Annotated in this window: 19 protein-coding genes and 1 pseudogene; 16 read left to right on the forward strand and 4 right to left on the reverse strand. The window is 33.7% G+C overall.

Going from position 1 to position 26,478, the window contains the following annotated elements; all coding sequences use genetic code 11:
* Positions 1-6: 6 nt before the first annotated feature.
* Positions 7-1,179 (reverse strand): gephyrin-like molybdotransferase Glp, encoded by a 1,173-nt coding sequence (gene glp / locus ASE40_RS08865; protein ID WP_057116589.1) that lies wholly within the window; start codon positions 1,177-1,179, stop codon positions 7-9.
* An 872-nt stretch (positions 1,180-2,051) separates the two neighbouring features.
* Here glp and ASE40_RS08875 point away from each other — a divergent pair.
* The 10 genes from ASE40_RS08875 to ASE40_RS08920 all read left to right on the forward strand — a co-directional run bounded on the left by ASE40_RS08875 (position 2,052) and on the right by ASE40_RS08920 (position 16,795).
* Complete coding sequence (locus ASE40_RS08875) at positions 2,052-5,177, forward strand: SusC/RagA family TonB-linked outer membrane protein (protein WP_057116591.1); 3,126 nt, start codon at positions 2,052-2,054, stop codon at positions 5,175-5,177.
* Positions 5,178-5,193: 16 nt separating this feature from the next.
* Positions 5,194-6,666, forward strand: a complete 1,473-nt coding sequence (locus ASE40_RS08880; RefSeq protein ID WP_057116592.1) for a RagB/SusD family nutrient uptake outer membrane protein — start codon at positions 5,194-5,196, stop codon at positions 6,664-6,666.
* Positions 6,667-6,697: 31 nt separating this feature from the next.
* Positions 6,698-8,620, forward strand: a complete 1,923-nt coding sequence (locus tag ASE40_RS08885; RefSeq protein WP_057116593.1) for an arylsulfatase — start codon at positions 6,698-6,700, stop codon at positions 8,618-8,620.
* Positions 8,621-8,718: 98 nt separating this feature from the next.
* Positions 8,719-9,270 (forward strand): DUF1254 domain-containing protein, encoded by a 552-nt coding sequence (locus ASE40_RS08890; RefSeq protein ID WP_057116594.1) that lies wholly within the window; start codon positions 8,719-8,721, stop codon positions 9,268-9,270.
* Between the two features lie 18 nt (positions 9,271-9,288).
* Complete coding sequence (locus ASE40_RS08895; protein WP_057116595.1) at positions 9,289-9,882, forward strand: DUF1214 domain-containing protein; 594 nt, start codon at positions 9,289-9,291, stop codon at positions 9,880-9,882.
* A gap of 240 nt (positions 9,883-10,122) precedes the next feature.
* A complete protein-coding gene (locus tag ASE40_RS08900) occupies positions 10,123-11,181 on the forward strand; it encodes a sterol desaturase family protein (protein WP_057116596.1) in 1,059 nt (352 codons plus the stop codon).
* Between the two features lie 4 nt (positions 11,182-11,185).
* On the forward strand, positions 11,186-11,902 hold the full coding sequence (locus ASE40_RS08905; protein WP_057116597.1) for a thioredoxin domain-containing protein: 717 nt from the start codon (positions 11,186-11,188) through the stop codon (positions 11,900-11,902).
* A gap of 181 nt (positions 11,903-12,083) precedes the next feature.
* Positions 12,084-13,706 (forward strand): sulfatase-like hydrolase/transferase, encoded by a 1,623-nt coding sequence (locus tag ASE40_RS08910; RefSeq protein ID WP_057116598.1) that lies wholly within the window; start codon positions 12,084-12,086, stop codon positions 13,704-13,706.
* A 115-nt stretch (positions 13,707-13,821) separates the two neighbouring features.
* Positions 13,822-15,084, forward strand: coding sequence for a YeiH family protein (locus ASE40_RS08915; protein ID WP_057116599.1), 1,263 nt, complete (start codon positions 13,822-13,824; stop codon positions 15,082-15,084).
* Positions 15,085-15,142: 58 nt separating this feature from the next.
* Positions 15,143-16,795: an arylsulfatase gene (locus tag ASE40_RS08920; protein ID WP_057116600.1), complete on the forward strand. Its 1,653-nt coding sequence runs from the start codon at positions 15,143-15,145 to the stop codon at positions 16,793-16,795.
* Between the two features lie 178 nt (positions 16,796-16,973).
* Here the strand turns inward: ASE40_RS08920 and ASE40_RS08925 are convergent, their stop codons facing one another.
* Together ASE40_RS08925 and rocD are read right to left on the reverse strand one after the other, a co-directional pair.
* Positions 16,974-18,074 carry a glycosyltransferase family 2 protein gene (locus ASE40_RS08925; protein ID WP_057116601.1) on the reverse strand — a complete coding sequence of 367 codons (1,101 nt, stop codon included), beginning with the start codon at positions 18,072-18,074 and terminating at the stop codon, positions 16,974-16,976.
* A 139-nt stretch (positions 18,075-18,213) separates the two neighbouring features.
* A pseudogene (gene rocD / locus ASE40_RS08930) lies at positions 18,214-19,466 on the reverse strand (ornithine--oxo-acid transaminase); the annotation flags it as partial.
* A gap of 223 nt (positions 19,467-19,689) precedes the next feature.
* Between rocD and ASE40_RS08935 the strand changes: the two are divergent.
* The 4 genes from ASE40_RS08935 (at position 19,690) to ASE40_RS08950 (ending at position 23,099) form a co-directional block, all read left to right on the forward strand.
* A complete protein-coding gene (locus ASE40_RS08935; RefSeq protein ID WP_057116602.1) occupies positions 19,690-20,142 on the forward strand; it encodes an Lrp/AsnC family transcriptional regulator in 453 nt (150 codons plus the stop codon).
* 110 nt (positions 20,143-20,252) lie between these two features.
* Positions 20,253-21,026 (forward strand): dienelactone hydrolase family protein, encoded by a 774-nt coding sequence (locus ASE40_RS08940; protein ID WP_057116603.1) that lies wholly within the window; start codon positions 20,253-20,255, stop codon positions 21,024-21,026.
* A 46-nt stretch (positions 21,027-21,072) separates the two neighbouring features.
* The gene (locus ASE40_RS08945; RefSeq protein ID WP_057116604.1) at positions 21,073-22,074 is read left to right on the forward strand and encodes a DUF3667 domain-containing protein; all 1,002 of its coding nucleotides are present in this window, start codon (positions 21,073-21,075) and stop codon (positions 22,072-22,074) included.
* 8 nt (positions 22,075-22,082) lie between these two features.
* Positions 22,083-23,099 carry a M28 family peptidase gene (locus tag ASE40_RS08950; RefSeq protein WP_057116605.1) on the forward strand — a complete coding sequence of 339 codons (1,017 nt, stop codon included), beginning with the start codon at positions 22,083-22,085 and terminating at the stop codon, positions 23,097-23,099.
* 145 nt (positions 23,100-23,244) lie between these two features.
* Here ASE40_RS08950 and rho read toward each other — a convergent pair whose 3' ends face one another.
* Positions 23,245-25,092, reverse strand: a complete 1,848-nt coding sequence (gene rho, locus ASE40_RS08955) for a transcription termination factor Rho (RefSeq protein ID WP_057116606.1) — start codon at positions 25,090-25,092, stop codon at positions 23,245-23,247.
* A 183-nt stretch (positions 25,093-25,275) separates the two neighbouring features.
* On the opposite strand from rho, the gene ASE40_RS08960 reads away from it, so the two are divergent.
* Positions 25,276-25,686 (forward strand): DUF4293 domain-containing protein, encoded by a 411-nt coding sequence (locus ASE40_RS08960; RefSeq protein WP_057116607.1) that lies wholly within the window; start codon positions 25,276-25,278, stop codon positions 25,684-25,686.
* A gap of 124 nt (positions 25,687-25,810) precedes the next feature.
* Positions 25,811-26,470: a response regulator transcription factor gene (locus ASE40_RS08965; protein WP_057116608.1), complete on the forward strand. Its 660-nt coding sequence runs from the start codon at positions 25,811-25,813 to the stop codon at positions 26,468-26,470.
* The last annotated feature ends 8 nt before the right edge of the window (positions 26,471-26,478 follow it).

Below are 26,478 nucleotides of genomic sequence, written 5' to 3' on the forward strand. Positions count from 1 at the left end.
AAAAAACTAATCAATTGGCAAAATAGTCACTAATTGTCCTTCTTTTATATTTTCTACATCTTGTTCTACAATTACCAATCCGTTTGCAATAGCAAAAGAGTTAAGCATCGCCGAACTTTGACCATCTAAAATCGTCACGTTTGTTTCGTCGTATTTTGCTTTTAAGAACAACGTTTTCCCTGTATCATTTTTGATTTCAGAATTTAACTTTCGAACTACTTTTGGTTTATGAATTTCAGAAAAACCCATTTTATTTTTCACTGCCGGCAAAACATGAATATAAAAATTAGTCAATGACGAAGCTGGATTTCCTGGAAGTGCAAATATTAAAGTATCTTTTTTAGATCCAAAAAACATTGGTTTTCCAGGCTTCTGATTGATTTTATAAAATAGTTCTTCTACTCCATTTTTCAATAATGCTTCTTTTACAAAATCATAATCACCTACAGAAATTCCACCCGAAATTAATACGATATCATTCTTTTTTAAAATTGATTTTAATGCCTTCTTCGTGGCTTTTAGATTATCTTTTACTCTGTAAACTTTCGTTTTTTCGATTCCAATTATCTCAAGTGCCGCCTGAAGCATGATAGAATTACTTTCGAATATTTTTCCTTTTTTTAGTTTTTTTCCAGGCTCTACTAATTCATTTCCAGTAACTAAAATACCTATTTTTGGCTTTTTATAAACTTCAATTTCTGTAATTCCCAAACAAGCTAGAAATCCAATTGCGGCAGGAGTCAGCAAAGTATTAGGTTCGAAAACAATATCTCCTTTCGCAATTTGCTCTCCTTTTGCACGAACATTTGTATTTTTCTCTGGCATTTGAGCAATTAGAATTGAATCTGTATTGGCCATTACATGCTCCTGCATTACCACTGTATCAGCATCGTCTGGAACATAGGCACCAGTAAATATTCTGATGGCTTCGTTTTGTTTTAGTTTGATATTGGAGTGATCTCCAGCCTGGGAAATCCCTACAATATCGTATTGATGTCTTATACTGTGCGTAAAAGCATACCCATCCATTGCAGATTGACGAAAAGGAGGCATAGAAATTGGCGAGTAAATTGTTTCTGCCACAACATAGCCTCGCGCTTTCTGTACTTTAATTTTCTGCGTTGGCATAGCATTACTATTCGCTGCTACAATTTCTAAAGCTTCTTTTACTTCTATCATTATTTATTTAGTTAAACTAAGTATAAATACTTATTACAAATATAAGTATTTAATATTAGGATGGATCAAATTTTGAATTTTCTTTTTCGTCTTTATAAAATTACTTTAATTTATTCAAAATCAACTTTAAAATTTCATTACAATTAATCTGTTTTTTAATTTGAAAAAGGCTATATGATAGTTTTTAACATTTTTTGCCTGAATATGAGACATTAAAAACCTTAAAATTGAGGTTTAAAATAATGTAAAATACTACATTTCAACCAGCAGGAAAAATTTATTTTAACAAATGTTCGAAGTATATGTTCTTTTGAAATCTCTTTAAAATAAGGGCTTAACAAATACAATAGAAGTTTAAACGTATATATAAACGAAGTTTTTTCAAAAAAAAANTAGAGTTTAAAATAATATTTCAAACCATAAAAACTATTATTGTGAAAACAACAGAAAGCATATCGTATTACATTCTTCCTAAAAAGTACACTTATAACACTTGCTGTTATATGTGCTTCTGTTGCTAAAACCTACTTTTATTTTATTTGCTATTTGATATTCTGTTACAGCAAATTTCTTAAAAACACTATCAAAAAAATATTTACTGAATTTTACCCAAAAATCTTTCTGATGCATTTTCTGCGTTGGATGGATTCTTGAAACCACACCTATTATTCAATAATTTAAATAACTAACAACTAAAAAAACTAAAATGAAAACAATGCAAACCTGCTGCTGTAAATAAAAAAAGCCATTTCTGCGGCAACAGAAATGGCAAGGCTTAAAGAACATTTATCACTAAATCAAGAACACTTTTAGAGTGCTGTATAAACAGTGCTCAGGGCCTCTTGTTAATTACTTAAAACCAGTACAAAGAAATGAAAAAAAAGTTAAACATATACATACCGCTGTTTCTACTCTTCATAACGGCGGGAATACATGCCCAAAATACTACACCACTTATCCAGTCTAAACTTGACGGAACTGTTGTAGACGCTATTACAAATCAGCCAATTATAGGAGCTTCTGTTACAATTAAAGGAACAACTCACGGCGTTGTGACAGATGCGGAAGGAAAATTTTATTTTCAGACAGGACAAAAATTTCCATATACTTTACTTGTAAGTTATATTGGATATAAAAAAGCAGAAATTATTGTTGAAAAAAATCCAGTTACCATTAGTCTTAAAGAAGAACGCCAAGAACTTGATGAATTAGTAGTTGTTGGATACGGAACTCAGAAAAGAAAAGACATTACAGGTTCTGTAGCTTCTGTGCCTAAAGCTAATTTATCTCAGGTAACTTCTTCGGCAGATAATCTTTTAAGAGGCGCTATTTCTGGCGTGGTAGTTACGCAAAGTTCCGGACGTCCTGGTGCTTCTTCAAGTGTTCGTATTCGTGGAGGAAACTCTATAACTGCTGGTAATGAACCGCTGTATGTTGTAGATGGAATCTTAATCTATAATGATAATTCTAACAGCTCTGCAGGAGTAGCTTATGCAGGTGCTAGTGTTAACGTATTGTCAACTATTAATCCTGCAGATATTGAATCAATTGAGGTACTGAAAGATGCTTCTGCAACAGCAATTTACGGTTCTCGCGGTGCTAATGGTGTTGTAATTATTACCACTAAAAAAGGAACAAAAGGACAAGACAATATTTCGTATCAAGGTTATTTTGGATTTCAGAATATTTCGAAAAAACTTAGGATAATGAATGCCAGCGAATGGGCAAGTTTAAGAAACGATGTTCAAGCCAGTATTGGTCAGGCACCTTCTTTTTCTGCAGCGCAGATAGAAGCCTTAAAAACTTCTGGAAATTATGACTGGCAGTCTGCAGCATTTGTAACTGCAGCACCAATCCAAAGTCATAACTTGTCTTTTTCTGGAGGTGATGAAAGATCAAGATATGCCATATCTGCTGGTTATTTTGATCAAGACGGAATTGTTTTAGGTAGTGATTTTAAACGTATTTCACTTCGTGCTAACTACGAAAGAAATTATTCTCAGAATTTCAAATTTGGTGTAAATGCTAATTATACCAATTCAGTATCAAATGGTGTAGGTGCCAGCAGCAGCGGAGGAAGAAATCCAAATCCCTTAGTTGGTGTTCTATTGACTGCTCCAGTAGTGCCTATAAAAAATGATAACGGAAGTTATAATGTTACTAATAACCCTTATGCTACTTCTGTAAATGGTTATGTTCCTAACCCCATTAATGATTTAGAAAATACCACTAACGAAACTAAAATCAATAGAATTTTAACCAGCTTATTTGGTGAATACAAAATCACTAAAAAATTAACGGCTAAAGTTGCAGTAAGTGGCGATGTCATCAATACAAAACAAAATTACTACGCTCCTGCAAACACATCAAATGGTGCAGGAACAAAAGGTTTAGCTTCTGTTGGTGAAAGAGCTGTAAGTTCTGTTTTAAATGAAAATACCTTAAACTACAATACAAATTTTGGCGAAAATCATAAATTCTCTGCTTTAGGAGGTTATACACTTCAATATACAAAAGGAGAAGTTGTGAATGCAGGAGCACAGACATTTGTAAATGATGCTAATACATACAATGCTTTGCAAGATGGTGTGCCAGTAAAACCATACAGCGATGCTTACGAAAGTGTTTTAAAATCATGGCTGGCAAGAGTAAATTACTCTTATAAAGGAAAATACAACTTCACAGTGTCTGGACGTGCAGATGGTTCTTCTAGATTTGGTTCAGAATCACTTTGGGGTTACTTCCCTTCTGCTGGATTTTCATGGAATATTACTGACGAAGAATTTGCAAATAACATAAAAGGTGTAACAGAAGCAAAACTTAGAATTACTGCTGGAACAACAGGAAATCAGGAAATTGGAAATTATCTTTCGCTGGCTTCAATGGGTTCTGTAAACTATTCTTTTGGAGGTACATTGTATACCGGATTGGCTCCTACCCGATTGGCAAATCCAGATTTAAGATGGGAAAAAACAAATCAATATAATGTTGGATTGGATTTATCATTATTAGATCGAAAAATCAATTTTGTATTTGATGTGTATTACAAAAAAACAAAAGATTTGTTAATCAATGTACCAGTTCCATTGAGTTCGGGTTATGCAACTGTTCTTCAAAATATTGGAGGTGTTGAAAATAAAGGTATTGAGATTGGTTTGACAACAGAAAACATCAAAACAGAAAATTTCGCTTGGAATTCAAACATCGTATTTTCTGCCAATAAAAATAAAGTTACAGAAATAGGAAATGGTGTTAACGAATTTTTCCCTGTAGTTCCAAATGGCTCTCTACTACAGCAGCAGCCTGTTATTGTAAAAGTTGGTCTGCCTTTGGGAAGCTTCTGGGGATATAAAACCAACGGAATTTTCCAAACTCAGGAAGAAGTAAATACACAGCCAAAAATTAACAGCTTAGCCAATACAAAAGTCGGAGACAGAAAATATGTGGATGCAAATGGAGACGGCGTTATCAATGCATTGGACAAAGGAAATTTAGGAACGTCTCAGCCAAAATTTGTTGGAAGTTTCAGCAACACGATATCTTATCATGATTTTGATTTAAATTTCTCTTTTCAAGGATCTTATGGCGGTAAAATTTTCAATGCTTTAAATCAGCAGTTAGAAATTTCTACGCTGGGAACAAATGCAGCATCTACTTTAAATGATCGCTGGACACCAACAAACCCAAGCAATGAAATTCCGAGAGCCACAAGTTCTCCGTTAGGAATTGTTTCTGAGCGCTATGTAGAAGATGCTTCTTTCTTAAGATTAAAATTAATCACATTAGGATATACTTTACCAAAAAGCGTTTCTAAAAAATTAGGAACAAAAAGCGTGAAATTTTATATCTCAGCAGAAAACCTAATTACATGGACAAAATACACTGGTTATGATCCAGAGGTAAGTTCATACGAACAAAACAACTTATATCCGGGAATTGATTTTGGTTCTTATCCAAACTCTAAAACATTCATCTCGGGCTTGAACGTAACTTTCTAAGTAAAAAAAATATAAAATGAAAAAGATTATTATAACATTCCTTTTTAGTGCAGGTTTACTTGTATCGTGCACGGAACTAGAGGTAACGCCTACCTCTTTTGTAACAGAAGACAATTACTTTATAACCCAGGATGATGCTGTGGCAAGTGTAACTGCAGTTTACGCTTCGTTAAGTATTGATCCGGGAGAGCAGAGTTTGTTTGGAAGAAACCTTTATTTCTTAACAGATATGGGTTCAGATTATGCTGCAGCTGGAGTTTCTGCGACAAATCCGCAAGTTAGAGCGATGAGCAGTTTAACGCATGATGCAACAAATGACCGTGTTCAAGTAGCTTGGAGACAAATTTACAATGGAATCAACAGAGCGAATGTGTCGATTGATAATATCCCGAAAGTAGCTGGAAATGAAGTAATCAAAACTAGACTGATCAATGAAGCAAAATTCATACGAGGATTATTGTATTTTCAAGCAGTGCGTCTTTGGGGCGGTGTTCCAATTGTTTTACACGAAGCAAAATCTATTAATTTAGGAGACTTAAAAACCAATCGAGCAACTGTAGAAGAAGTTTATACTCAGATTATTCAAGACTTGACTGATGCTGAAGCTTTACCTCCTACTTACACTGCTGCAGATGCCGGCCGTGCAACTTCTGGAGCTGCAAAAGCAATTTTGGCAAAAGTTTATTTGACGAGAAAAGACTGGCCAAATGCAATTTTAAAAGCTAGAGAAGTAATTAACGGCGGATATGGATATGCTTTGTTTGAAGATTTTCAAGATATCTTCACAAAAACTAAAAAGAACGGAAAAGAGCATATTTTTTCTGTTCAGTTTGAACCTAATCAAGCAGGAAACGGATCTAGCGGAAGTACTTTTCAATCAACATCATTTACTGGATTTACTGCAACAGAACCAGCAGATATTATCTCAGACGTAGCATTGTTTTATGACATTTATGCGCCTGGAGATAAAAGAAGAGATGTGAGTTACGCCAAACAATTGCTGAATCCCACAACTGGAACGCTATACACATTTCCGAAACCAATTTTCAAAAAATACTTGGATTTAACCAATTTAGCAACACCTGGAAATGTCGCTATCAACTTTCCAATTATTCGTTATGCCGATATCTTATTGTCTTTAGCGGAAGCGATAAATGAACAAAGCGGACCAACTGCAGAAACCTACGAATTAATCAATCAGGTACGAAGAAGAGCTTTTGGAAAGCCAATTACGACTCCAGATGCAGCTGTTGATTTGGCTGGGCTAAACCAGACAACGTTTAGAGCGGCAATTCAGGAAGAACGTAAAAAAGAATTTGTTCAGGAAGGACAGCGCTGGTTCGACTTGGTAAGATGGGGAACTCTGGTTACTGAAGTGAAAAAAGTAACGGCTAAAAATTCGGTTTCAGAAAGAAATAATCTTTATCCAATTCCTCAAAGCGAACGAAATATTAACCCTGACGGTTTACCTCAAAACCCTGGATATTAATCTAAAAAGTAACTAAAAAAACTATAAAATCATGAAAAAATTAAATAACCTTTTAAACAAAAGTCCAAAAACGGGGCTTTTGTTTACCGCTTTTCTAGCCGTCCAGATCGGGTTTGCACAAGAAAACACAGAATTTAAAGGGACTGTCGGCAAAACTTTAGCTGATTCTAAAGAATATTGGCCAGAACCAGTAAAAGCTCCAAAAGGTGCTCCAAATATTGTTTGGATTTTATTGGATGATGTTGGATTTGGTGCTGCAAGTACTTTTGGAGGTTTAATCAATACACCTACTTTTGATAATCTGGCTAATAATGGTTTACGTTATACGAATTTCCATACTACTGCAATTTGTGCTCCAACACGTGCTGCATTACTAACAGGAAGAAATTCAGGAAGAGTTCACGTAAGCGGATTTTCTCACACTATTTTATCGGCTGGTTTCCCAGGATGGGACGGAAGAATTCCTTCTGATAAAGGAACAATCGCTGAGATTTTACGTGAAAACGGATACAATACTTTTGCCGTTGGTAAATATGGCGTAACACCAGACGAAGATGCTACAGATGCAGGTCCGTTTGACAGATGGCCGACAGGAAAAGGTTTCGATCATTTTTACGGATTTTTGGGTTCACAGACGGATCAATACAATCCTGATTTGGTTGAAGATCAAGTTCATATCAAACCTGACGGACGTCATTTAAATGAATTAATTACAGACAAAGCAATCAGCTATATTCAAAAACAACAAAAAGCCGCACCTGGAAAACCATTCTTTTTATACTACGCACCGGGAGCAGCGCACGCACCTCATCAAGTTGCTACAAAATGGAGCGATCCTTATAAAGGAAAATTTGACGAAGGTTACGATGCTTACCGCGAAAAAGTAATTGCAAACCAAAAGAAATTAGGTGTAATCCCTGCCAATGCTGTCTTGCCAGAACGCAACCCACTAATTACAGATTGGAAAAAACTGACTCCAGAGCAAAAGAAAGTTTATGCTAGATTTATGGAAGTTTACGCTGGTTTCTTGACTTATACTGATTATGAAGTTGGAAGAGTTGTAAATTATTTAAAAGAAAGCGGACAGCTTGACAATACTTTGATTTTTGTAGCAATTGGAGATAACGGAGCTAGTAAAGAAGGAACTACAGAAGGAACAATCAATCAAAGTTTGTTTTCTCAAGGTGTATCTGACGAGGAAAATTTGAAGAAAAACTTAGCGAATATTGATGAAATTGGTACACCAAAAGGTTTAAATACCAATTATCCGTTAGGATGGGCTCAAGCAACGAATGTTCCGTTTAAAAACTGGAAACAAGATGCACAATCTGAAGGAGGAACACATAATCCGTTAATTGTTTTTTATCCAAACGGAATTAAAGACAAAGGCGGTATTAGAAATCAATACAGCCACGTAACCGATTTGCTTCCAACAACTTTGGATATTGTAGGAATTAAAGCTCCAGAATACATCAAAGGAATCAAACAAGATATTATTCAAGGTTCTTCATTCCAAGCTTCATTAGATAATCCGAAAGCAGAATCTTTACACAAAATTCAATATTACTATATCTTCGGAAACAGAGCAATTTATAAAGATGGATGGAAAGCCGGAGCAGCGCATCTTCCAGATTCGTTTGCCGTGAAAAAAGCTTTTGGTAAAAATGAAAAACCTGCACCAAGCAATTTCGATACTGATGTTTGGGAATTGTACAACTTAAACGAAGATTTTAACGAGCGTAATAATCTTGCGAAAAAATATCCTGAGAAATTGGCAGAGCTTCAAAAATTGTTTGATGAACAGGCAAAAGAAAACAATGTTTATCCGTTAATCGACTGGCAGGATGTGTACAACAGACGAATCCACAATACAGGAGCCGATAAAGGAAAAACAGTTTCTGATTTGATTAAACAAGTAACTAAATCTGGAGATACAGAAAGTACTTCTAAATAAGAATTACCAAACCTGCAAGACTCTACAAATCTTGCAGGTTTTGAATCTCAACAAAATCTTTTAGAAGATTTGAAAATCATTAACTAAAAAAATAAATTATGGCAGCAACAAAACCAATTATCAAAAAAAGCCTTTTTGCCTTGGTGCTTGTAGTAATCGCAGTCACTTTTTACTACTTAACAATATGGGCAACTCCCTATTATGTGCAAAGTAAATTTGCAGAAAAAAATGCCGGTTACGTAAATGTGCCAAGATTTGGAAATCAGCCAAATGCAGAAAACAGCAGAGTAATTCCGCTTCCAAATCCTGATTTCTTGTATTCTACAATTAATTATGATTTGAAAGAGAATGTATTAAAAATCTCTGGCGTTGTTCCTGATTCTACTTATTGGTCAATATCTGCATACCAAGAAAATACAACCAATTATTTTGTAGAGAACGAAGAAAAAGTAAAAGCAAAATTTGAATATTATTTAGCTCCAGAAGGAAGCACTTCAGAAGTTTTAAAAAATGTTCCGAAAGAAAAAATTATTTACAGTCCAACGACAAAAGGATTGATTCTGTTTCGTTATTTAGTTTCAAAAGCGTATCCCGTAAAAACGCTGGCCGAATTACAGCATGGCGTTACGGTAGAGAAATTAGCGAAGTAATTTTAAAATCAAATAAAAATGGCTTTAAATCAAAAAATTAAAAAAATAGCAATCGGATTAGGATTAATTCTTTTAGCTGTAGTTTTAGGAAGCGGCATTGGTATTTATAATATCAAATCAGGAAAAAGTGATTCACAGCGCAAAATTGGAAACTGGCAGACAGTTGATAAAGACAAAGACCTCAACACAGCTGATTTGCTGACAATTGCACAAGTAGCAGTTTACGGACCTTATGCATTGACTAAAAAAGAAGTAATTTACCTGAGTACAAATACAGACAGCGAAGGAAATGCATTAGACCCAAAATCGGATTATGTGATTAACGGAAAAAAACTTGATGCAAAATACTGGAGCATTACGGCTTATGATGAAAATGGTTTTTTAATTAAAAACCCAATCAACAAATACAGCTATAATCTTGAAGATGTAAAATATGAGGCCGACAGCACTTCTTATAAAATCAACCTTTCGGGTACAGAAAAAAAAGAAAACTGGCTTCCTATTAACAATGTTCAAAAAACGAGTTTGATCATTCGTTTGTATTTACCATCAGAAAAATTGAGAGAAAATTTAACCGTTGAAACACTTCCAACCATTCAAAAAGTGAAGTAAAACAACAAATTCTAACAAATTAATGAAAAAATAAAAAATAAAACTCTACTAAATCCATAGAATTAGAAGTTAAATTATTTATTTTTACAGTAAAGAATTAAAATTCAAAAAGATATGAAACGAGTAGATTATGAAATAATAGGGAAAAAGATTGTCGTTGGGGCAATCCTATTTTTAGTTCCGCTGGTAATTTTAGCTGGAGGATTAGCATTAATTAATCAATTTTTAAAATAAGAAATCATGGCAATAGTTCAAAAAGAAAAATTAACAAGAGATTTAACGATAAGTTTTTTCATCTATTCATTGCCGGTATTGGCAATTTACCTTTATTTTAAACTAACAGGCGGATCAGTAACTGATTCTCATATTGCGCTTCCTGGATTTTTAGAATTCGCAAAACCTGCTTTTGAAAATATCCGCACTTGGGGATTAACGGTTTTTATGCTGGTTTTGGGAGTTATCGAATTTGCTGCAGGTTTGTACGATGATGAATGGACAGGCGAAGAACGTAAAATTGATATCGTTTGTTTTTTAGCTCCAAAATTACTTTTACCGCCGGTAATTGCCTTTTTTAGTTTAACAGCTTTACCTTATTTACTTCCAAACTTGGCAAATTCATTGGCATGGGTTCCGTTTTGGGGAGGGTTTTTCCTAATCGCAATTGCAGACGATTTAACGCAGTATTGGTATCATAGACTGCACCACCAAGTTCCGTTTTTATGGCGTTTTCATAGAACACATCACTCAGCTCCATACATGGGAATGGCGATGGCTTCTAGACAAAACTTTATTTACACGGTTTTCTTTTCTCAAATTTATTTGACGGCAACGTTAACTTATTTAGGGTTAGGATTACCAGCTTTATTTGTTTTAGTAATCAAAAGTTTCATCACTTTGGGCGCACATTCAAGTATTGCTTGGGACAAGCCATTTTACAAATACAAAGTTTTGCATCCAATTGCATGGGTTTTAGAAAGATTGATTTCTACTCCAGCAACCCACCACGCACACCACGCAGATACAAGCGGAGATGGCGTTGGACATTTTAAAGGAAACTTCGGAAACATGTTTTTTATCTGGGATGTAATCTTCGGAACTGGATTAATCACTCGTAAATTCCCAGAATCATACGGAACAAAATCATACAAACAAGAAGAATGGTACGCACAATTTTTATGGCCAATTTTCAAGTCTAAAAAAGAAGGAAGTTCTCTTGCAGAAGGTGTATTGTCACTACCAATAAAAGCCAAACCAGTTTCTGAAGAACAACCGCAAGCTCCGGTACTAGAACAAGCGTAATGGTATGAGAAATAAAATCTTAAAAACCAGTATAACAGCAATTGCCTTTGTATGGGCAGTTGCTGCTTTTTCGCAAAATGAAAATCATAGTTCATTATCGTTAGATTCATTTTATTCGAAAATAAAAAGTCAAAAAAATCCGCAGATTGTAGACGCGCGAACGCCAGAAGAATTTGCTTTAAATCATATTGAAGGCGCTGTAAATTTCAACCTACAATCTGAAAATTATGAACAATATGTGGCTAAACTAGATAAATCTAAACCTGTTTTTATCTATTCTATTGGAGCCGGCAGAAGTGTTATTTTAGAAAAAGAATTACTAAAAACAGGATTTTCAGAAGCGTATAGCTTAGAAGGCGGTATTGCAAATTGGATTGGGGGCGGAAAACCGTTTTATTCCAATCTTAAAAGCAAATTATCCTTAAAAGAATTCAATAAAATAATTGCAGATAATAAAACGGTTTTAGTAGATATTGGCTCCAAATATTGTGGTCCGTGTAAAAAAGTAAAACCTGTTTTAGAAACGATTAGAGGAGAATATGGTTCGAATTTAAAAATCGTAGAAATTGAATTAGAAGACAGTCCGCAGGTTATTGCAGATTTAAAAACAATTAAAATTTTTCCAACTTTACTCTTATACCAAGATGGAAAAATTGTGTTTAAAAAAGAAGGCATCAGCGATTTAAAAAATGAAGTTGATGTTGCATTGGCTTCGAAATAATACTTGATTTTTTACTTCTGAAGAAGTTCATCTAATTAACTAAAACACATCCGCTTTATGTCAGGCTGAGCGAAGTCGAAGCCACGCTATCAAAATCGACAATATTTGAAAGACCACTTTTAAAGATTCTTCGAAATGAAAAAATGCGCATAAAATTCAAAAATAACTAACCAAAACCAATATGCCAGCATATAAAAAAATAACCAAGATTGTTATACCCATTTTAATTATACTGCTTATTCTGGCAGCCTTTCTATTTTGGCCTATTAATACTAATGAAACACTAGTAAAAGAAGATCAAAAACTAGCCAAAGGGAAAAAAGAATTTTTAGCATCAAAAGTTGCTGCAGATTCCGTTTCTGGAAAAAAGACCAATATTATTATTCTTTTAGCCGATGATTTAGGCAAATATGATATCTCGCTCTACGGCGGAAAATCTACTCCAACCCCGCAGATTGATTCTTTAGCAGCATCTGGAGTTACATTTACAGATGGATATGCATCGGCTGCGATTTGTTCGCCTTCGAGAGCTGGATTAATCACAGGAAGATATCAGGAACGTTTTGGACATGAATATCAGCCGGGAGATCGTTATCCTAAAAATAACTTAGAATATTATGCTTTTAAATATTTGCTGGATACCAATAATTGGAAATTAAATGATAAGATCGAATATCCAAATGATGCCTCTATTGCAACGCAGGGTTTGCCAAAATCTGAAATTACTTTTGCCGATTTAGCCAAAAGACAAGGTTACAGCACTGGTATTATCGGGAAATGGCATTTGGGACATAACAAAGGATTTTTTCCGCTGGATCGAGGCTTCGATTACCATTACGGATTTTATCAAGCTTTTTCATTATATGCGCCAGAAGATAATAATCCTGATATTGTAAACCATCATCATAAAGATTTTACCGATAAAACGATTTGGGGAAAAGGCCGTGTCGGAATTGGGCAAATTCGCCGAGACAATACCATAATTGATGAGAAAGCGTATTTAACAGAAAAATTTGCTGACGAAGCTGAAGCTTTTATCGATAAAAATAAAAACAAACCTTTCTTGCTGTACATTCCTTTTAATGCACCACACACGCCGTTTCAGGTTCGAAAAAAATATTACGATCGTTTTCCGAATGTAAAAGACGAGAATAAACGTGTTTATTTTGCGATGATCAGCGCTTTGGATGATGCGATTGGAAGAATTCGTGCAAAAGTGAAAAAAGAAGGTTTAGAAGATAATACTTTAATAATTTTTGCTAGTGATAATGGCGGCGCCGATTATACTTTTGCGACAACAAATGCACCGTTAAAGGGCGGTAAATTTTCTCATTTTGAAGGCGGTATAAATGTTCCTTTTGCACTTTCGTGGAAAGGGAAAATCAAACCAAATACGGTTTACAAAAAACCGGTTAGTACTTTAGATTTTTTCACCACAATTGCCGCAGCCATACATTCTGATTTGCCAAAAGATAGAGTTTATGACGGGGTAGATTTAGTTGCAACAGTAAATGAAAATAAAACAGCCCACAAAGATTTGTATTGGCGCTCGGGCGATGCAAAAGCGATTAGAAGCGGTGACTGGAAATTAATCATTAGCGGCAAAACACATGAAAATTGGCTGTATAATCTTGCTTCTGATAAATTTGAAACAACAGATCTTGCGCAGAAAAATCCAGAAAAGGTAAAAGAATTGCAAACTGCTTTACAAACTTGGGAAAAAGGTTTGATTGATCCGCTTTGGCCAAATCTAACCTATTATGAATTTGATTTTGGAAAACAAAAATACTTTGTAGATCTCTAATCATCCTTATACAAACCCGACAGGTTTTAAAAAGCTGTCGGGTTTAATCTAAAATTCAAATCTAAAATTAATACCTACGAGGTTTTGAAAACCTTGTAGGAAAGAAAGCATTTAAATGTCAACCTCAACAAAACAATTTAATATTCACGAAGATTGGACTGTCGTCATTCTCGGTTTTCTTATTATCGGAATATCTCTTTTTATTTTCCTTCCACAAGTTCCTGTTTTCAAATGGACAAACGGAGCTGATTTAATCACTAATGTATTCGAAATAAAAAACCTCCAAATTATTGGTTTTCAATTTATTTATTTTATTTCGATTGGACTTATCGGAACTTTTCTAGTGGGGAAATCAATTAAAAATTTCCTATTCACATTTCCAGTAATTTATATTCTAACTATTCTTGCACTAATAATTGCAGGAAATACAGAAGTTAAAGCATTAAATCTAGAAGCTGTAATTTTCAGTTTACTCATCGGATTAATAATTGGGAATTTTTTCAAACTTCCAGAATGGTTTCGTTCTGCTTTGTCAACCGAGTTATTTGTCAAAATCGGATTGGTTTTATTGGGTACAAGTGTTATTTTTTCAGATATTTTAAAAGCAGGGTCTTTAGGTTTAATTCAGGCTTTAGTGGTTGTTTTATCCGTTTGGTATTTTGCATTCTGGCTTTGCAAAAAGTTAAAAGTAGATGAAGAATTAACAATGATGATTTCGAGTGCTGTTTCTATCTGCGGTGTTTCTGCGGCCATAGCAACTTCGGGTGCAATAAAAGGAGATTCTAAAAAATTATCTTATGTAATTTCGATGGTTTTGGTTACCGCCATTCCGATGATGATTTTTATGCCCATAATTGCCAGTCATTTTAATTTTCCCGAAGAAGTTACCGGAGCCTGGCTTGGCGGGAGTATTGATACTTCTGGAGCGGTTGTAGCATCTGGGACTTTGGTGGGAGAAACAGCTTTAAAAATAAGTACAATTGTAAAATTTTCGCAGAATGTTTTACTGGGTTTAGCCGCTTTTGCCATTTCCATTTATTGGACTTACACACATAATCAATCTGCTGAAGTAAAGAATTCTAAACCAACATTGGGTGTAATTTGGGAACGCTTTCCAAAGTTTGTCATTGGCTTTATCGGGGCATCAATTGTTTTTTCATTTTTTGTAGCTCCTGAAACTCGAGAAGTACTAAAAGAAAGTTTGAAAAACCTACAGGGACTTTGGTTTGCTCTGGCCTTTACAAGTATTGGTTTAGAAACTAATTTTAAAGATTTACTGCAGCATAATAGCAGAAAACCTTTAATAGCATTTTTAACGGCTCAATTATTCAATATTATTATCACATTGATTATCGCTTTTTTACTTTTTAAGCCTTAAAAATCTTCACTTTACAAAAATATCCAAAATAAAATTTTGACTAGTAAATTATAATAACATGAATAAAAGAATAAACATTTTATTTTCCGTTTTACTCACAGGAATAATAGGTTCTTATAAAACCAATGCCCAAACTGCATCTTCTAAACCAAACGTAATTTTGATTATGGTGGACGATATGGGCTATTCGGATTTAGGAAATTATGGTTCTGAAATTAAAACACCAAATCTGGATCGCTTAGCAAAAGAAGGAACACGCCTTCGCGAATTTTATAACAACTCGATTTGCGCGCCAACCAGAGCTTCTTTATTAACGGGACAATATCAGCATAAAGCTGGAGTTGGGTATTTTGATGTGAATTTAGGTTTACCAGCCTATCAAGGTTATTTAAATAAAGAATCTTTAACTCTCGGCGAAGTTTTCCGCTCTGGAGGTTACAGCACTTTGATGTCTGGAAAATGGCACGTAGGTTCTGAAGATCAATCGCAATGGCCAAACCAAAGAGGCTTTGACAAGTTTTACGGAATTTTAAAAGGTGCTTCAAATTATTTTGATACTAAACCGCTTCCGTTTGGAAAAACGCCTTATCCTGTAAAAATGATTCGAAATAATGAAGAGCTGCATCCAAAAGACGATTCGTACTACTTTACAGATGAAATTGGAAATAATGCAGTTACTTTCTTAGACGAACAAAATAAAGAAAACAAACCTTTCTTTTTATATCTCGCTTTTACTGCGCCTCACTGGCCGCTGCAGGCAAAACCTGTTGATATTGCTAAATACAGAGGGAAATTTGATGAAGGCTGGGATGCTTTAAGAGAAAAAAGAATTCAAAAATTAAGAGAGAACGGAATTTTACTTCCAGGACAGACTATATCACCAAGAGATCCTGAAGTTCCAGAATGGGATAAATTGACCTATGACGAAAAGCAATTTTGGAAAGCTAAAATGGAAGTTTATGCCGCAATGGTAGACAATATGGACCAGAACGTTGGGAAGGTTTTAGACAAACTTAAAGCTTTGAAAAAAGACAAAAACACTCTGATTATTTTTATTGCAGATAATGGTGCACAAGGCGGTTTCAACACTTACAATCCATTGAGAAGAGGTTTGGTTCGTAACGACGGACCAGTTGGAACTTCTGGTTCTTTTGATTATCAAGAACAAAACTGGGCTTATTTATCGAATACTCCATTGCAGGATTATAAAAATAATATGCACGAAGGGGGTTTCAGTTCTCCATTTATTGCATGGTATCCATCCAAAATTAAAGCTGGTAGAATTGATAAAGGAACTGGACACATTATTGACCTTGCTCCTACTTTTTACGAATTGGCTGGAATTGAATATCCTAAAAACCTTAATGGTGTAAATTCTAATCCGCTTCCAGGGAAAAGTTTACTGCCAGTATTATTTGAAAATGCTTCTGAAGTAAACAGAGGTGCACCGTTATTCTGGGAAAGAGCTGGAAATAGAGCTGTTAGAGAAGGAAAATGGAAATTGGTTTCTATTTATCCGTCGTACCAATGGGAACTTTATGATCTTGAAAAAGACCGAGGCGAAACAACAAATGTCGCCGCACAAAACCCTGGAATTGTAAATGATCTTTCTGCAAAATATTTTGACTGGGCAGATAAAACTGGAGTTGTCGAATACAGCAAATTCAAACAAAAAGAAGAACTGATCCCTGGAGCAGTGCCTAAGAAATAATTACTTTTTTTGATATTTTTAGTAATTATACCAAAAGCGATTGTTGTAAAATAGTCGCTTTTAAATAAAAAATGGTGTACAAAAAAAGCAGCAATTTATTTGCTGCTTTTTATTTTTATCTTTTACAATAATAAAATCTCTAAAACAATATGAAGCTTAGATTTCTGCTCTTAAATATTTAATTCCATTTAAATAGAAAAGTCTTTTTTTCTTCCATCACAGAAGCAAAATATTGACGATTATGCAGTACTGATTTATGATTTATTTTAAACTTTCCAGCTTCTTCATTATGAAAAATTGCTTGCTCAATATCACTAATTTTATCATAGCACACTGCTAATTCTATATGAGGAATAAAATTCCAGCATTCTGGGGTTGTTGTAGCAATATCATTTTCAGGAAATTCTAATCCAAGGATAAATTTGTACCAATAAATAGCTTTTTTAAAATCGCCTTTATTTTGAAAAACACCTGCAATCTCGCAACAAATCTCTGCTCTAGGATTATCGAAAGTAAAACTATAAAATAATGCCTTTAAAGCATCATCCAATTTACCTTGTTTTTTAAGAATTTTACCAATTTCCAGGCAGGCATAAACAAAATCATCAGAAGATCCTTTTTGGGTTTCTAAAAACTTTGTAAAATAATTTTCTGCCTCAGCATACATTTCATGATCCCTCAACTCTCTCGCATAATAAAAAAGCGATCTCGGTGAAAAATAATCACCTCTCTCAACCATTTCTTTATAAATCTTTAAGTTTCTATCTGAAGAAGAAGATACTCTTTTGTGGGTTACAGCAATTTCCGAAACTAAATAATTACCACCGTATTCTATATACTCATGAACGGGATCATTCCATTTATAATTGTTCTCTCTCTTAACCAATCTTTCTCTATAAAATGAAAACAATGGATTATTATTCTCATCTACTGAATAATTATACTTCATTAAAACCATATCTGTTTCTAATGAAAGCGTTTCTTTTAATTCTAAAAATAAAACTTGATCTTTCTCAACAAAAATATCATCTGCGTCAAGCCAAAATTGATAATCTTTTGTTGCTTTAGAAAAAGCAAAATTTCTGGCATCTGCAAAATTATTTGTCCATTTAAAATCATAAACTTTATCTGTAAATGAATATGCAATATCTTTTGTTTTATCTGTTGAACCTGTATCGATTATAATAATTTCATCTACAAGATGTTTTACAGAGTTTAAACATCTTGCTAATAACTGTTCTTCATTCTTCACAATCATGCAAAGGCTTATTGTAATCATAATAACTCAAATTAGTTTAAACAATTGTTTTTAAAAATTTGAGAACAAAATTACACCTGCAACCCATTTAAGACTACCCCTAAAAGACTGAATAATAACAGAATAATGTTTTTTTTCTTGAATATCATTAAAAAAAAANTAAATCTTAAATTCATTTAAAGATTTCTCAATAATCTCCAGACACTCATTAATTTGCTCTTCTGTCATAACCAAAGGCGGAGCTAGTCTAATTTTATTTCCGTGAGTTGGTTTTGCTAATAATCCGTTGTCTCTAAATTTTAAGCAGATTTCCCACGCTAAATCAGAGTGTTCATCGGTGTTGATTACAATTGCATTCAAAAGTCCTTTTCCGCGGACAAGCGTAATTAAATTATTTTTTTCAGCGATTTTATTTAATCCATTTCTTAAAATAATTCCCAAACGTTCTGCATTTTCAGCAAGTTTCTCATCTTTAATTACTTCTAGAGCAGCAATGGCAACAGCAGCAGCAACAGGATTTCCACCAAAAGTAGATCCGTGTTGTCCTGGTTTAATAACATTCATAATTTCGTCGTTACACAAAACAGCCGAAACTGGATAAACACCGCCAGAAATTGCTTTTCCTAGAATTAAAATATCTGGCTGCACATTTTCATGATGAACGGCTAATAATTTCCCTGTACGTGCAATTCCGGTTTGAACCTCATCTGCAATAAAAAGTACATTGTGTTTTTCACAAAGGGCTTTTGCTTTTGCTAAATAGCCTTCAGAAGGAACATACACTCCCGCTTCCCCTTGAATTGGCTCTACTAAAAATCCAGCAATATTTTTTGATGAATTTAAAGCATTTTCAAGAGCTTCAAGATTATCGTATTCAATTTTTATAAAACCATCTGTAAAAGGTCCGAAGTTTTTACGGGCTGTTTCATCGTTTGAGAAAGAGATAATTGTAGTGGTTCTTCCGTGAAAATTATTCTCACACACGATAACCTGCGCTTGATTTTCAGGAATTCCTTTTACTTCATACGCCCATTTTCTGCAAACTTTAAGTGCTGTTTCAACGGCTTCAGCTCCAGTATTCATGGGAAGAACTTTATCAAATCCAAAATAATTGGTTACATATTCTTCGTAATTTCCTAATTTATCATTGTAAAAAGCACGAGAAGTCAAAGTTAGTTTTTGCGCTTGCTCTATGATTGCGTTCACAATTTTTGGATGACAATGACCTTGATTTACTGCAGAATAAGCTGATAAAAAATCATAATATTTTTTGCCGTCAACATCCCAAACGTATACTCCTTCTCCGCGTTCTAAAACTACTGGAAGCGGATGGTAATTGTGAGCTCCATATCTATTTTCTTTTTCGATCAAAATTTCTGATTTTGATGAAAGTGCTTTTTCTGTACTTATCATAATCTGCTTTTTATTTTTACAAAAATATTAAAATTAAATTAATTTTCAACTATAAAATTATATTTTGACTCAAAAATAACAAAATTAAAGTCAAAAATTATTTTTTCAGCATTTAAAAAGCTATATTCATTTTAATACATTTTATATTTTATTTTCCCTTTATTAAAAAAAATAGTTACTTTTATAAATCACAAAAACCGAATTTATTAAACGATTTTATTGAATGGAATTATTAGACGAATTTGATATTAGTATTATTAAAGAATTAGAAAAAGATGGCAGAATGGCTTTTTCTGCGATTGCTGCTAATTTAAAAATATCAAATACAATGGTGCATCAACGTATTAACAGAATGATCGAACAAGGTGTAATTGGAGGTATAAAACCCATTATTCAGGAAAAGAAAATTGGATATGACTGGGCATCTTTTACGGGAATTACGCTAAACAAAGATTCTGATTCTGACCGAATAATTGAAGCACTTAAAGAAATTCCAGAAATCACAGAATGTTATTATGTAACGGGTTCCTTTACTTTATACATAAAAATAATTGCCAAAAATCATGAACACATGCGCCGCATTCTTTATGAAAAAATTGATGGAATTCCAGGCATTGCCAAAACTGATTCTATCGTAGAATTGGGCTGCGCTTTTAAAAGAAATATATCCTTATAAAAAAACACGTATTTGTTATCTAAAATATTGGTTACAAACCTCACAAGAATTTACTTGTGAGGTTTTTTTGTAACATAATATTTCTGATATTTGTTAAAAATTGTAGAATTATGAAAAATACAGTGCTAATTTTATTCAGTGCAATCTTATTTTCAAACCTTATGAATGCACAACTAAAACCCGTTAAGTATACAGAAGAAAACCAGCAGTTAAATGGTTTATTTATAAAATCTGCTAAAAAGAGCAGTCAAAATCCTGGAATCTTACTTTTACCTGCCTGGCTGGGAATCGACAATGCTTCTAAAGGAATCGCGGAGGAATTATCTAAATTGGGTTATCATGTTTTTATCGCTGATATTTATGGAGAAGGAAATTATCCAAAAAATACTGGAGAAGCTGGAAAACAAGCTGGTTTTTATAAAGCCAATTTTGAAGCGTACCAAAAACGCATCAATACTGCATTACAAGAATTAGTAAAACAGGGAGCCAATGCCGATAATATAGTTGCTATTGGTTATTGCTTTGGAGGAACAGGAGTTTTAGAAGCTGCACGCGGTCATCTAAAACTTAAAGGAGTTGCTTCTTTTCACGGCGGTTTAGGTAAAGATGCCAGCAGAAAAACAGAATCTCTAACTGCGAAAGTTTTAATTTGTCATGGAGCTGATGATCCGTTTGTTCCAAAAGACGAAATTACAGCATTCCAACAAGAAATGCGTGATGCAAAAGCCGACTGGCAAATGATTTATTATGCTGATTCTGTTCATTCATTCACCAATCCAGAAGCTGGAAATGATAATTCAAAAGGTGCGGCTTATAATCCTGTTGCTGCAAAAAGATCTTTTGACCATTTGCAATTATTTTTGAATGAAGTTCTAAAAAAGTAATACTACCTGCCCTCCCAGCCAAAAACAAATTAACTAAACCCAACCAATGTCACATAGTAAAATTAGAGAAGATAAAACCTGCTTGAACTGCAGACATGTTGTAGAACAAAAATTCTGTCCAAATTGCGGACAGGAAAATACAGATTCCAGAAAAACATTTCATCATTTATTTATTCATTTCTTTGAAGATTTAACGCATTATGAAAATGCTTTTTGGAAAACAATAAAAAACCTTCTTTTTAAACCTTCTACTTTAACTAAAGAATATCTTTCTGGAAAAAGGCTTTCTTATCTTGCTCCGGTTCGTCTTTATATTTTTATAAGTTTTATTACTTTTCTTTTAATTGCATTATTCCCAAGTGAGATAACTGAGAATTTGACAAAAAGTGAAAAGCAAATTGCGTCCAGTTTAGAAAAAGAAAATACAAAAGAAATTAAAAGCTACACTGAAAAGTCTTATTTGAAGTCAAAAACATTGGATAAGTCCTATTTTCAATTGAAAACAATGAAAGAAATCGATTCCATTCAAAAATATGGGAAAGAAAGCGAAAAACTGACACAATTTGAATACTGGCTATATGAAAAGGCTGTGCACGTGACAGAGAATAATACTAAAAAGCAAATTATTGAAAAATTTATAGAATCTTTTGTACATAACATACCTAAAATCCTGTTTATCATCATGCCTTTTTTTGCATTTTTCTTGTGGCTTTTCCACAGTAAAAAAAGATGGTATTATTTTGATCATGGTATTTTTACACTTCACTATTTTTCATTTCTGCTTTTGATATTTCTCATCATGTTTATCGTCAACCGATTAATTGGTCTTTTGGGAGAAGATAGTCCGTTATCTTTTATATCAGGAATTATAACATTTGCAGGAACGATTTGGATGTGTTATTATTTTTATCCCGCACACCATCGTTTTTATGGCGAATCTAGAATAGTGTCATTTATAAAAAGTTTTTTCTTATTTGTAATAAACTCACTATTTATTATATTTTTACTCACCTTTTATGTTCTTTACACATTTATTAATTTACACTAACAATAAGAATGAAAAAATTACTCGTTTTATTATTAATTGCTTCTGCGTATTCTTGTAACACTACGCAGTCAGTTGCATCCAAAGACAATTCGGATCCGACAAAATATATCAAAGTTATTACCGAGAAGGATCTTAAAAAAATGCTTTATACTGTTGCTTCTGATGAAATGGAAGGCCGAGAAACAGGTTCTAAAGGACAGAAAAAAGCTGGTCTTTATATGATTGAGCAATACAAAAAAAACGGGGTATCTTTTCCTAAAGGCGCTTCAGATTACTATCAGCCAATTCCTGCTGCTTTCTTAAACGCAAAACGCAATCAAAATTTACCTGACTCAGAAAATATCTGGGCATACATTGAAGGTTCTGAAAAACCAAATGAAGTTTTAGTAATTTCTGCTCATTATGACCACGTTGGAATTAAAGACGGAGAGGTTTATAATGGAGCTGACGATGATGGTTCTGGAACTGTAGCGGTTATAGAAATGGCTAAAGCGTTTGCTAAAGCTAAAAAACAAGGCCACGGACCAAAACGTTCTATATTATTTCTTCACGTTACCGGAGAAGAACATGGTTTGCACGGATCTCGTTTCTATTCTGAAAATCCATTATTTCCAATCGCAAATACGATTGCTGATATCAATATTGACATGATCGGACGTCGCGATGTTGAGCATGCTAAAACAAACAATTACGTATATGTGATTGGTGCGGACAGATTATCTTCAGATTTGCATAATTCTGTTGTAGCTCAAAATGACAAATACATCAAAATGGACTTAGATTTTAAATTTAACGACCCTAAAGATCCAAATCATTTTTACGAGCGTTCTGATCATTATAACTTCGCAAAACATGGTATTCCATCTGTTTTCTTATTTAACGGAGTTCACGAAGATTACCATGGAAAAGACGATATTCCAGAAAAAATCGAATACGATGCTTTAGCCAGAAGAACAAAATTAGCTTTTGTAATCGCATGGGATTTAGCGAACAGAGAAAATAGACCTGTAGTTGATAAAAAATAAGGTTCTGAGTTGCTAAGGTTCTAAGGCGCTAAGGTAAAATACAAAAGGGATGAGTTTTTAAACTCATCCCTTTTGTATTATATTGAAATTTAACCTCTTAAGAAAAACCTCAGTACCTTAGAACCTTAGTCCCTAAGAACTCTCGCTAGTCATTCATCGAAATTAAAAACTCTTCGTTGTTTTTAGTTTTCTTGAAACGGTCATTTACAAAATCCATAGATTCTACTGGGTTCATATCCGATAGATATTTACGCATAATCCACATTCTTTGTAATGTTTTTTCGTCTAACAATAAATCATCACGACGTGTACTAGACGAAGTAAGATCGATTGCAGGGAAAATACGTTTATTGGCTATCTTACGATCTAATTGTAATTCCATGTTACCAGTTCCTTTAAATTCTTCGAAGATAACTTCGTCCATTTTAGAACCTGTTTCTGTTAATGCAGTTGCAATGATACTTAAAGAACCTCCGTTTTCTACATTTCTCGCAGCTCCAAAGAAACGTTTTGGTTTTTGCAATGCATTTGCATCAACACCTCCACTTAATACTTTTCCAGATGCTGGCTGTACTGTATTATAAGCTCTTGCCAAACGTGTAATAGAATCTAAAAGAATCACAACATCGTGACCGCATTCTACTAAACGTTTTGCTTTTTCAAGTACTATATTAGCGATTTTTACGTGTTCTTGTGGTTCTCTGTCGAATGTAGAAGCGATAACTTCACCACGAACACTTCTCTGCATATCTGTAACCTCCTCAGGACGTTCGTCGATAAGAAGAACGATCAAATAAACCTCTGGGTGGTTAGCAGCAATTGCATTTGCAATATCTTTAAGAAGCATTGTTTTACCCGTTTTTGGCTGTGCAACGATCATACCACGCTGTCCTTTACCAATAGGTGAAAACAAATCAATAATTCGGGTTGAAACAGAACTGCCTTTTTCTGCTAGTTTGAATTTTTCTGAAGGGAAAACTGGTGTTAAATGTTCAAAAGAAACTCTATCGCGAACAACCTGCGGATCGTGCCCATTAATTTTTAATACACGAACCAAAGGAAAAAACTTCTCTCCTTCTTTTGGAGGGCGAACCACTCCTTTTACAGTATCTCCGGTTTTTAGACCAAATAATCTAATTTGCGAAGTTGATAAATAAATATCATCTGGAGAAGCTAAATAATTGTAATCTGATGAACGTAAAAATCCGTAACCGTCGGGCATCATTTCAAGAACGCCTTCACTTTCGATAATTCCATCAAATTCAAAGTCTGAATCTCTAAAATTATTGCTTTTTTTATTTTTATGATTAGGATTTTGATTGTTGTGATTTCCGTTTCCATTGCCATTCCCGTTTTGATTCTGATTTGGATTCGAATTCGGGTTTTGATTTTGGTTTGGATTCTGGTTTTTATTTTGATTCGGATTAACCTTTTTTGCAGGAGCAATTTGTGGAGTTTTCTCAGCCGTTTCAGCTGTTGGTTCAGAAGTAACTATTTCTGAAGTAACTGATTCTGAAGGCTCTTCAGTTGTAATTTCTTTTACAACTTCTTTATCTTTTTTAAGAGCTACTTTTTTCTCGTAAGCCGATTTGTTGAACTTTACAATTTTAGGCTCTTTCTTTGCTGCTGATGTCTTATCTCCTTGTACTTCTGGAGCGGCAGCTTCTGCAATTGGCTGCACAGTTTCAGCAGTATCGTTTTTTTGAACAGTTTCCTCTACTTTATCAAATTCTAAAACGGGAGTATTTTTGGTATTTGCTGCTTTAGTTTTCACTGGAGCTATTCTCGCTCGCTTTGGTTTTTCGTCTTTAGAATCAGAAACTGCTTCTGTTTGAGGAGCTCCAGCGGGCGCAAGAGTACTTTCTTGATGTGCTAAAATTTGACTAATTAAAGTCTCTTTTTTGACACCATTAATCTTTATTGTTTTAGCTAACTTAGCTATTTCTTGAAGCTCAGCAAGCTTCATTTCTTTTAATGCAGAAATATCAAACATGAATGTTCTATGAATTTAATTATTTTAAAGGAAATACTGTAAAAAGAATAGGTAGATAATTAATTTGAATTGACCGCAGTATGAAGTGCTTACGGTATTATGATGCAATAATACGAATAAAATTTAATCATACAATAGTATTTTAAAAAAAGAAAATATATTTTTGTAAAACATTTTTAGATCATGATACAAAGAATTCAAACTGTATATCTATTTCTGGCTTTTGCTGCAACGGGCATTTTAATGCTTTTTGTTCCGCTATGGACAACAACAGCAGGAAAACCATTCTTTTTTATGCAGGACCAGCTTTACACCGTTTTGTTAGGGTTAACCACAATGCTTAGTGTAATTAGTATTATTTCATTCAAAAAGAGACAAAATCAGTTTGTATTAAACAGACTGAACATAATATTAAATTTAATTTTATTAGGATTATTTGTATATCGTTCGCTAAATTTATCTGGAGAGGCTGAAGTCTCTGAGAAAGGTATTGGGATGTTTCTACCAATTGTTGCTATCGTATTATTAGTTTTAGCTAATAAGGCCATCAAGAAGGATGAAGATCTTGTAAAATCTGTCGACCGTTTGAGATAAACCTATAAACTTAATTTTTATGTGCGAAGAAGAACCCGAATTTCATTCGGGTTTTTTTTGCCTTAAAACGAAATACTTGTAAGATAATTTTCATAATTTTGTTGTTTAATTAGCTTCTAAAGAAATGACTCCAAAAATAAAAATCCATCTTGCAGACGATCATCAGGTTTTAATTGATGGATTATCTAACTTATTAAAAACAGTGCCAAACTTCGAAGTAGCAGGAAGTTCACTAGACGGCACAACAGTTTTTAATGATGTGGTTTTGGATGGAGCTGATGTTTTAATTCTGGATATCAGCATGCCGAAAAAAGATGGAATTGAAACGTTAAAAGAATTTAATGAAAAACAATCGCCCTGCAAAGTCATTATTTTATCTAGTTATGATGATTTAAAAATCATTAAAGAAGTAATGAAACTTGGCGCAAAAGGTTATCTCACAAAAAATTGCGCAGGCGAAAACATTATTGAAGCAGTTGAAGCAGTTTATAACGGACAGGAATATTTTAGCGATGCTGTTAGAGAAAAAATCTTTAATACCTTTAAAGATAATCCGAAATTGAACCACAATGCAGTTATCGAAAATCCGATTCTAAGTCCGCGTGAAATCGAGATCATCATTTTAATTGCCTTGGAATACAGCGGAAAAGAAATCAGCGAAAAACTTTTCATTAGTTCACATACTGTTGAAACCCATCGCAAAAACATTATGAAAAAACTAAACATTAAAAGCACAATTGGTTTAGTAAAATATGCTCTTAAAAACAATTTGATTAATCCATAAAAATCAGT

Origin of the sequence: Flavobacterium sp. Root935 (assembly GCF_001429295.1) — a bacterium.
Classification (GTDB): domain Bacteria; phylum Bacteroidota; class Bacteroidia; order Flavobacteriales; family Flavobacteriaceae; genus Flavobacterium.

What these genes read in the sequence shown, in the direction of transcription:
- glp (WP_057116589.1), bottom strand. Translation starts at nt 1,179, where the DNA reads ATGATAGAAGTAAAAGAAGCTTTAGAAATTGTAGCAGCGAATAGTAAT.
- ASE40_RS08890 (WP_057116594.1), top strand. Translation starts at nt 8,719, where the DNA reads ATGGCAGCAACAAAACCAATTATCAAAAAAAGCCTTTTTGCCTTGGTG.
- ASE40_RS08935 (WP_057116602.1), top strand. Translation starts at nt 19,690, where the DNA reads ATGGAATTATTAGACGAATTTGATATTAGTATTATTAAAGAATTAGAA.
- ASE40_RS08920 (WP_057116600.1), top strand. Translation starts at nt 15,143, where the DNA reads ATGAATAAAAGAATAAACATTTTATTTTCCGTTTTACTCACAGGAATA.
- ASE40_RS08895 (WP_057116595.1), top strand. Translation starts at nt 9,289, where the DNA reads ATGGCTTTAAATCAAAAAATTAAAAAAATAGCAATCGGATTAGGATTA.
- ASE40_RS08945 (WP_057116604.1), top strand. Translation starts at nt 21,073, where the DNA reads ATGTCACATAGTAAAATTAGAGAAGATAAAACCTGCTTGAACTGCAGA.
- ASE40_RS08940 (WP_057116603.1), top strand. Translation starts at nt 20,253, where the DNA reads ATGAAAAATACAGTGCTAATTTTATTCAGTGCAATCTTATTTTCAAAC.
- ASE40_RS08900 (WP_057116596.1), top strand. Translation starts at nt 10,123, where the DNA reads ATGGCAATAGTTCAAAAAGAAAAATTAACAAGAGATTTAACGATAAGT.
- ASE40_RS08965 (WP_057116608.1), top strand. Translation starts at nt 25,811, where the DNA reads ATGACTCCAAAAATAAAAATCCATCTTGCAGACGATCATCAGGTTTTA.
- ASE40_RS08880 (WP_057116592.1), top strand. Translation starts at nt 5,194, where the DNA reads ATGAAAAAGATTATTATAACATTCCTTTTTAGTGCAGGTTTACTTGTA.
- ASE40_RS08950 (WP_057116605.1), top strand. Translation starts at nt 22,083, where the DNA reads ATGAAAAAATTACTCGTTTTATTATTAATTGCTTCTGCGTATTCTTGT.
- rho (WP_057116606.1), bottom strand. Translation starts at nt 25,092, where the DNA reads ATGTTTGATATTTCTGCATTAAAAGAAATGAAGCTTGCTGAGCTTCAA.
- ASE40_RS08885 (WP_057116593.1), top strand. Translation starts at nt 6,698, where the DNA reads ATGAAAAAATTAAATAACCTTTTAAACAAAAGTCCAAAAACGGGGCTT.
- ASE40_RS08925 (WP_057116601.1), bottom strand. Translation starts at nt 18,074, where the DNA reads ATGATTACAATAAGCCTTTGCATGATTGTGAAGAATGAAGAACAGTTA.
- ASE40_RS08905 (WP_057116597.1), top strand. Translation starts at nt 11,186, where the DNA reads ATGAGAAATAAAATCTTAAAAACCAGTATAACAGCAATTGCCTTTGTA.
- ASE40_RS08960 (WP_057116607.1), top strand. Translation starts at nt 25,276, where the DNA reads ATGATACAAAGAATTCAAACTGTATATCTATTTCTGGCTTTTGCTGCA.
- ASE40_RS08915 (WP_057116599.1), top strand. Translation starts at nt 13,822, where the DNA reads ATGTCAACCTCAACAAAACAATTTAATATTCACGAAGATTGGACTGTC.
- ASE40_RS08910 (WP_057116598.1), top strand. Translation starts at nt 12,084, where the DNA reads ATGCCAGCATATAAAAAAATAACCAAGATTGTTATACCCATTTTAATT.
- ASE40_RS08875 (WP_057116591.1), top strand. Translation starts at nt 2,052, where the DNA reads ATGAAAAAAAAGTTAAACATATACATACCGCTGTTTCTACTCTTCATA.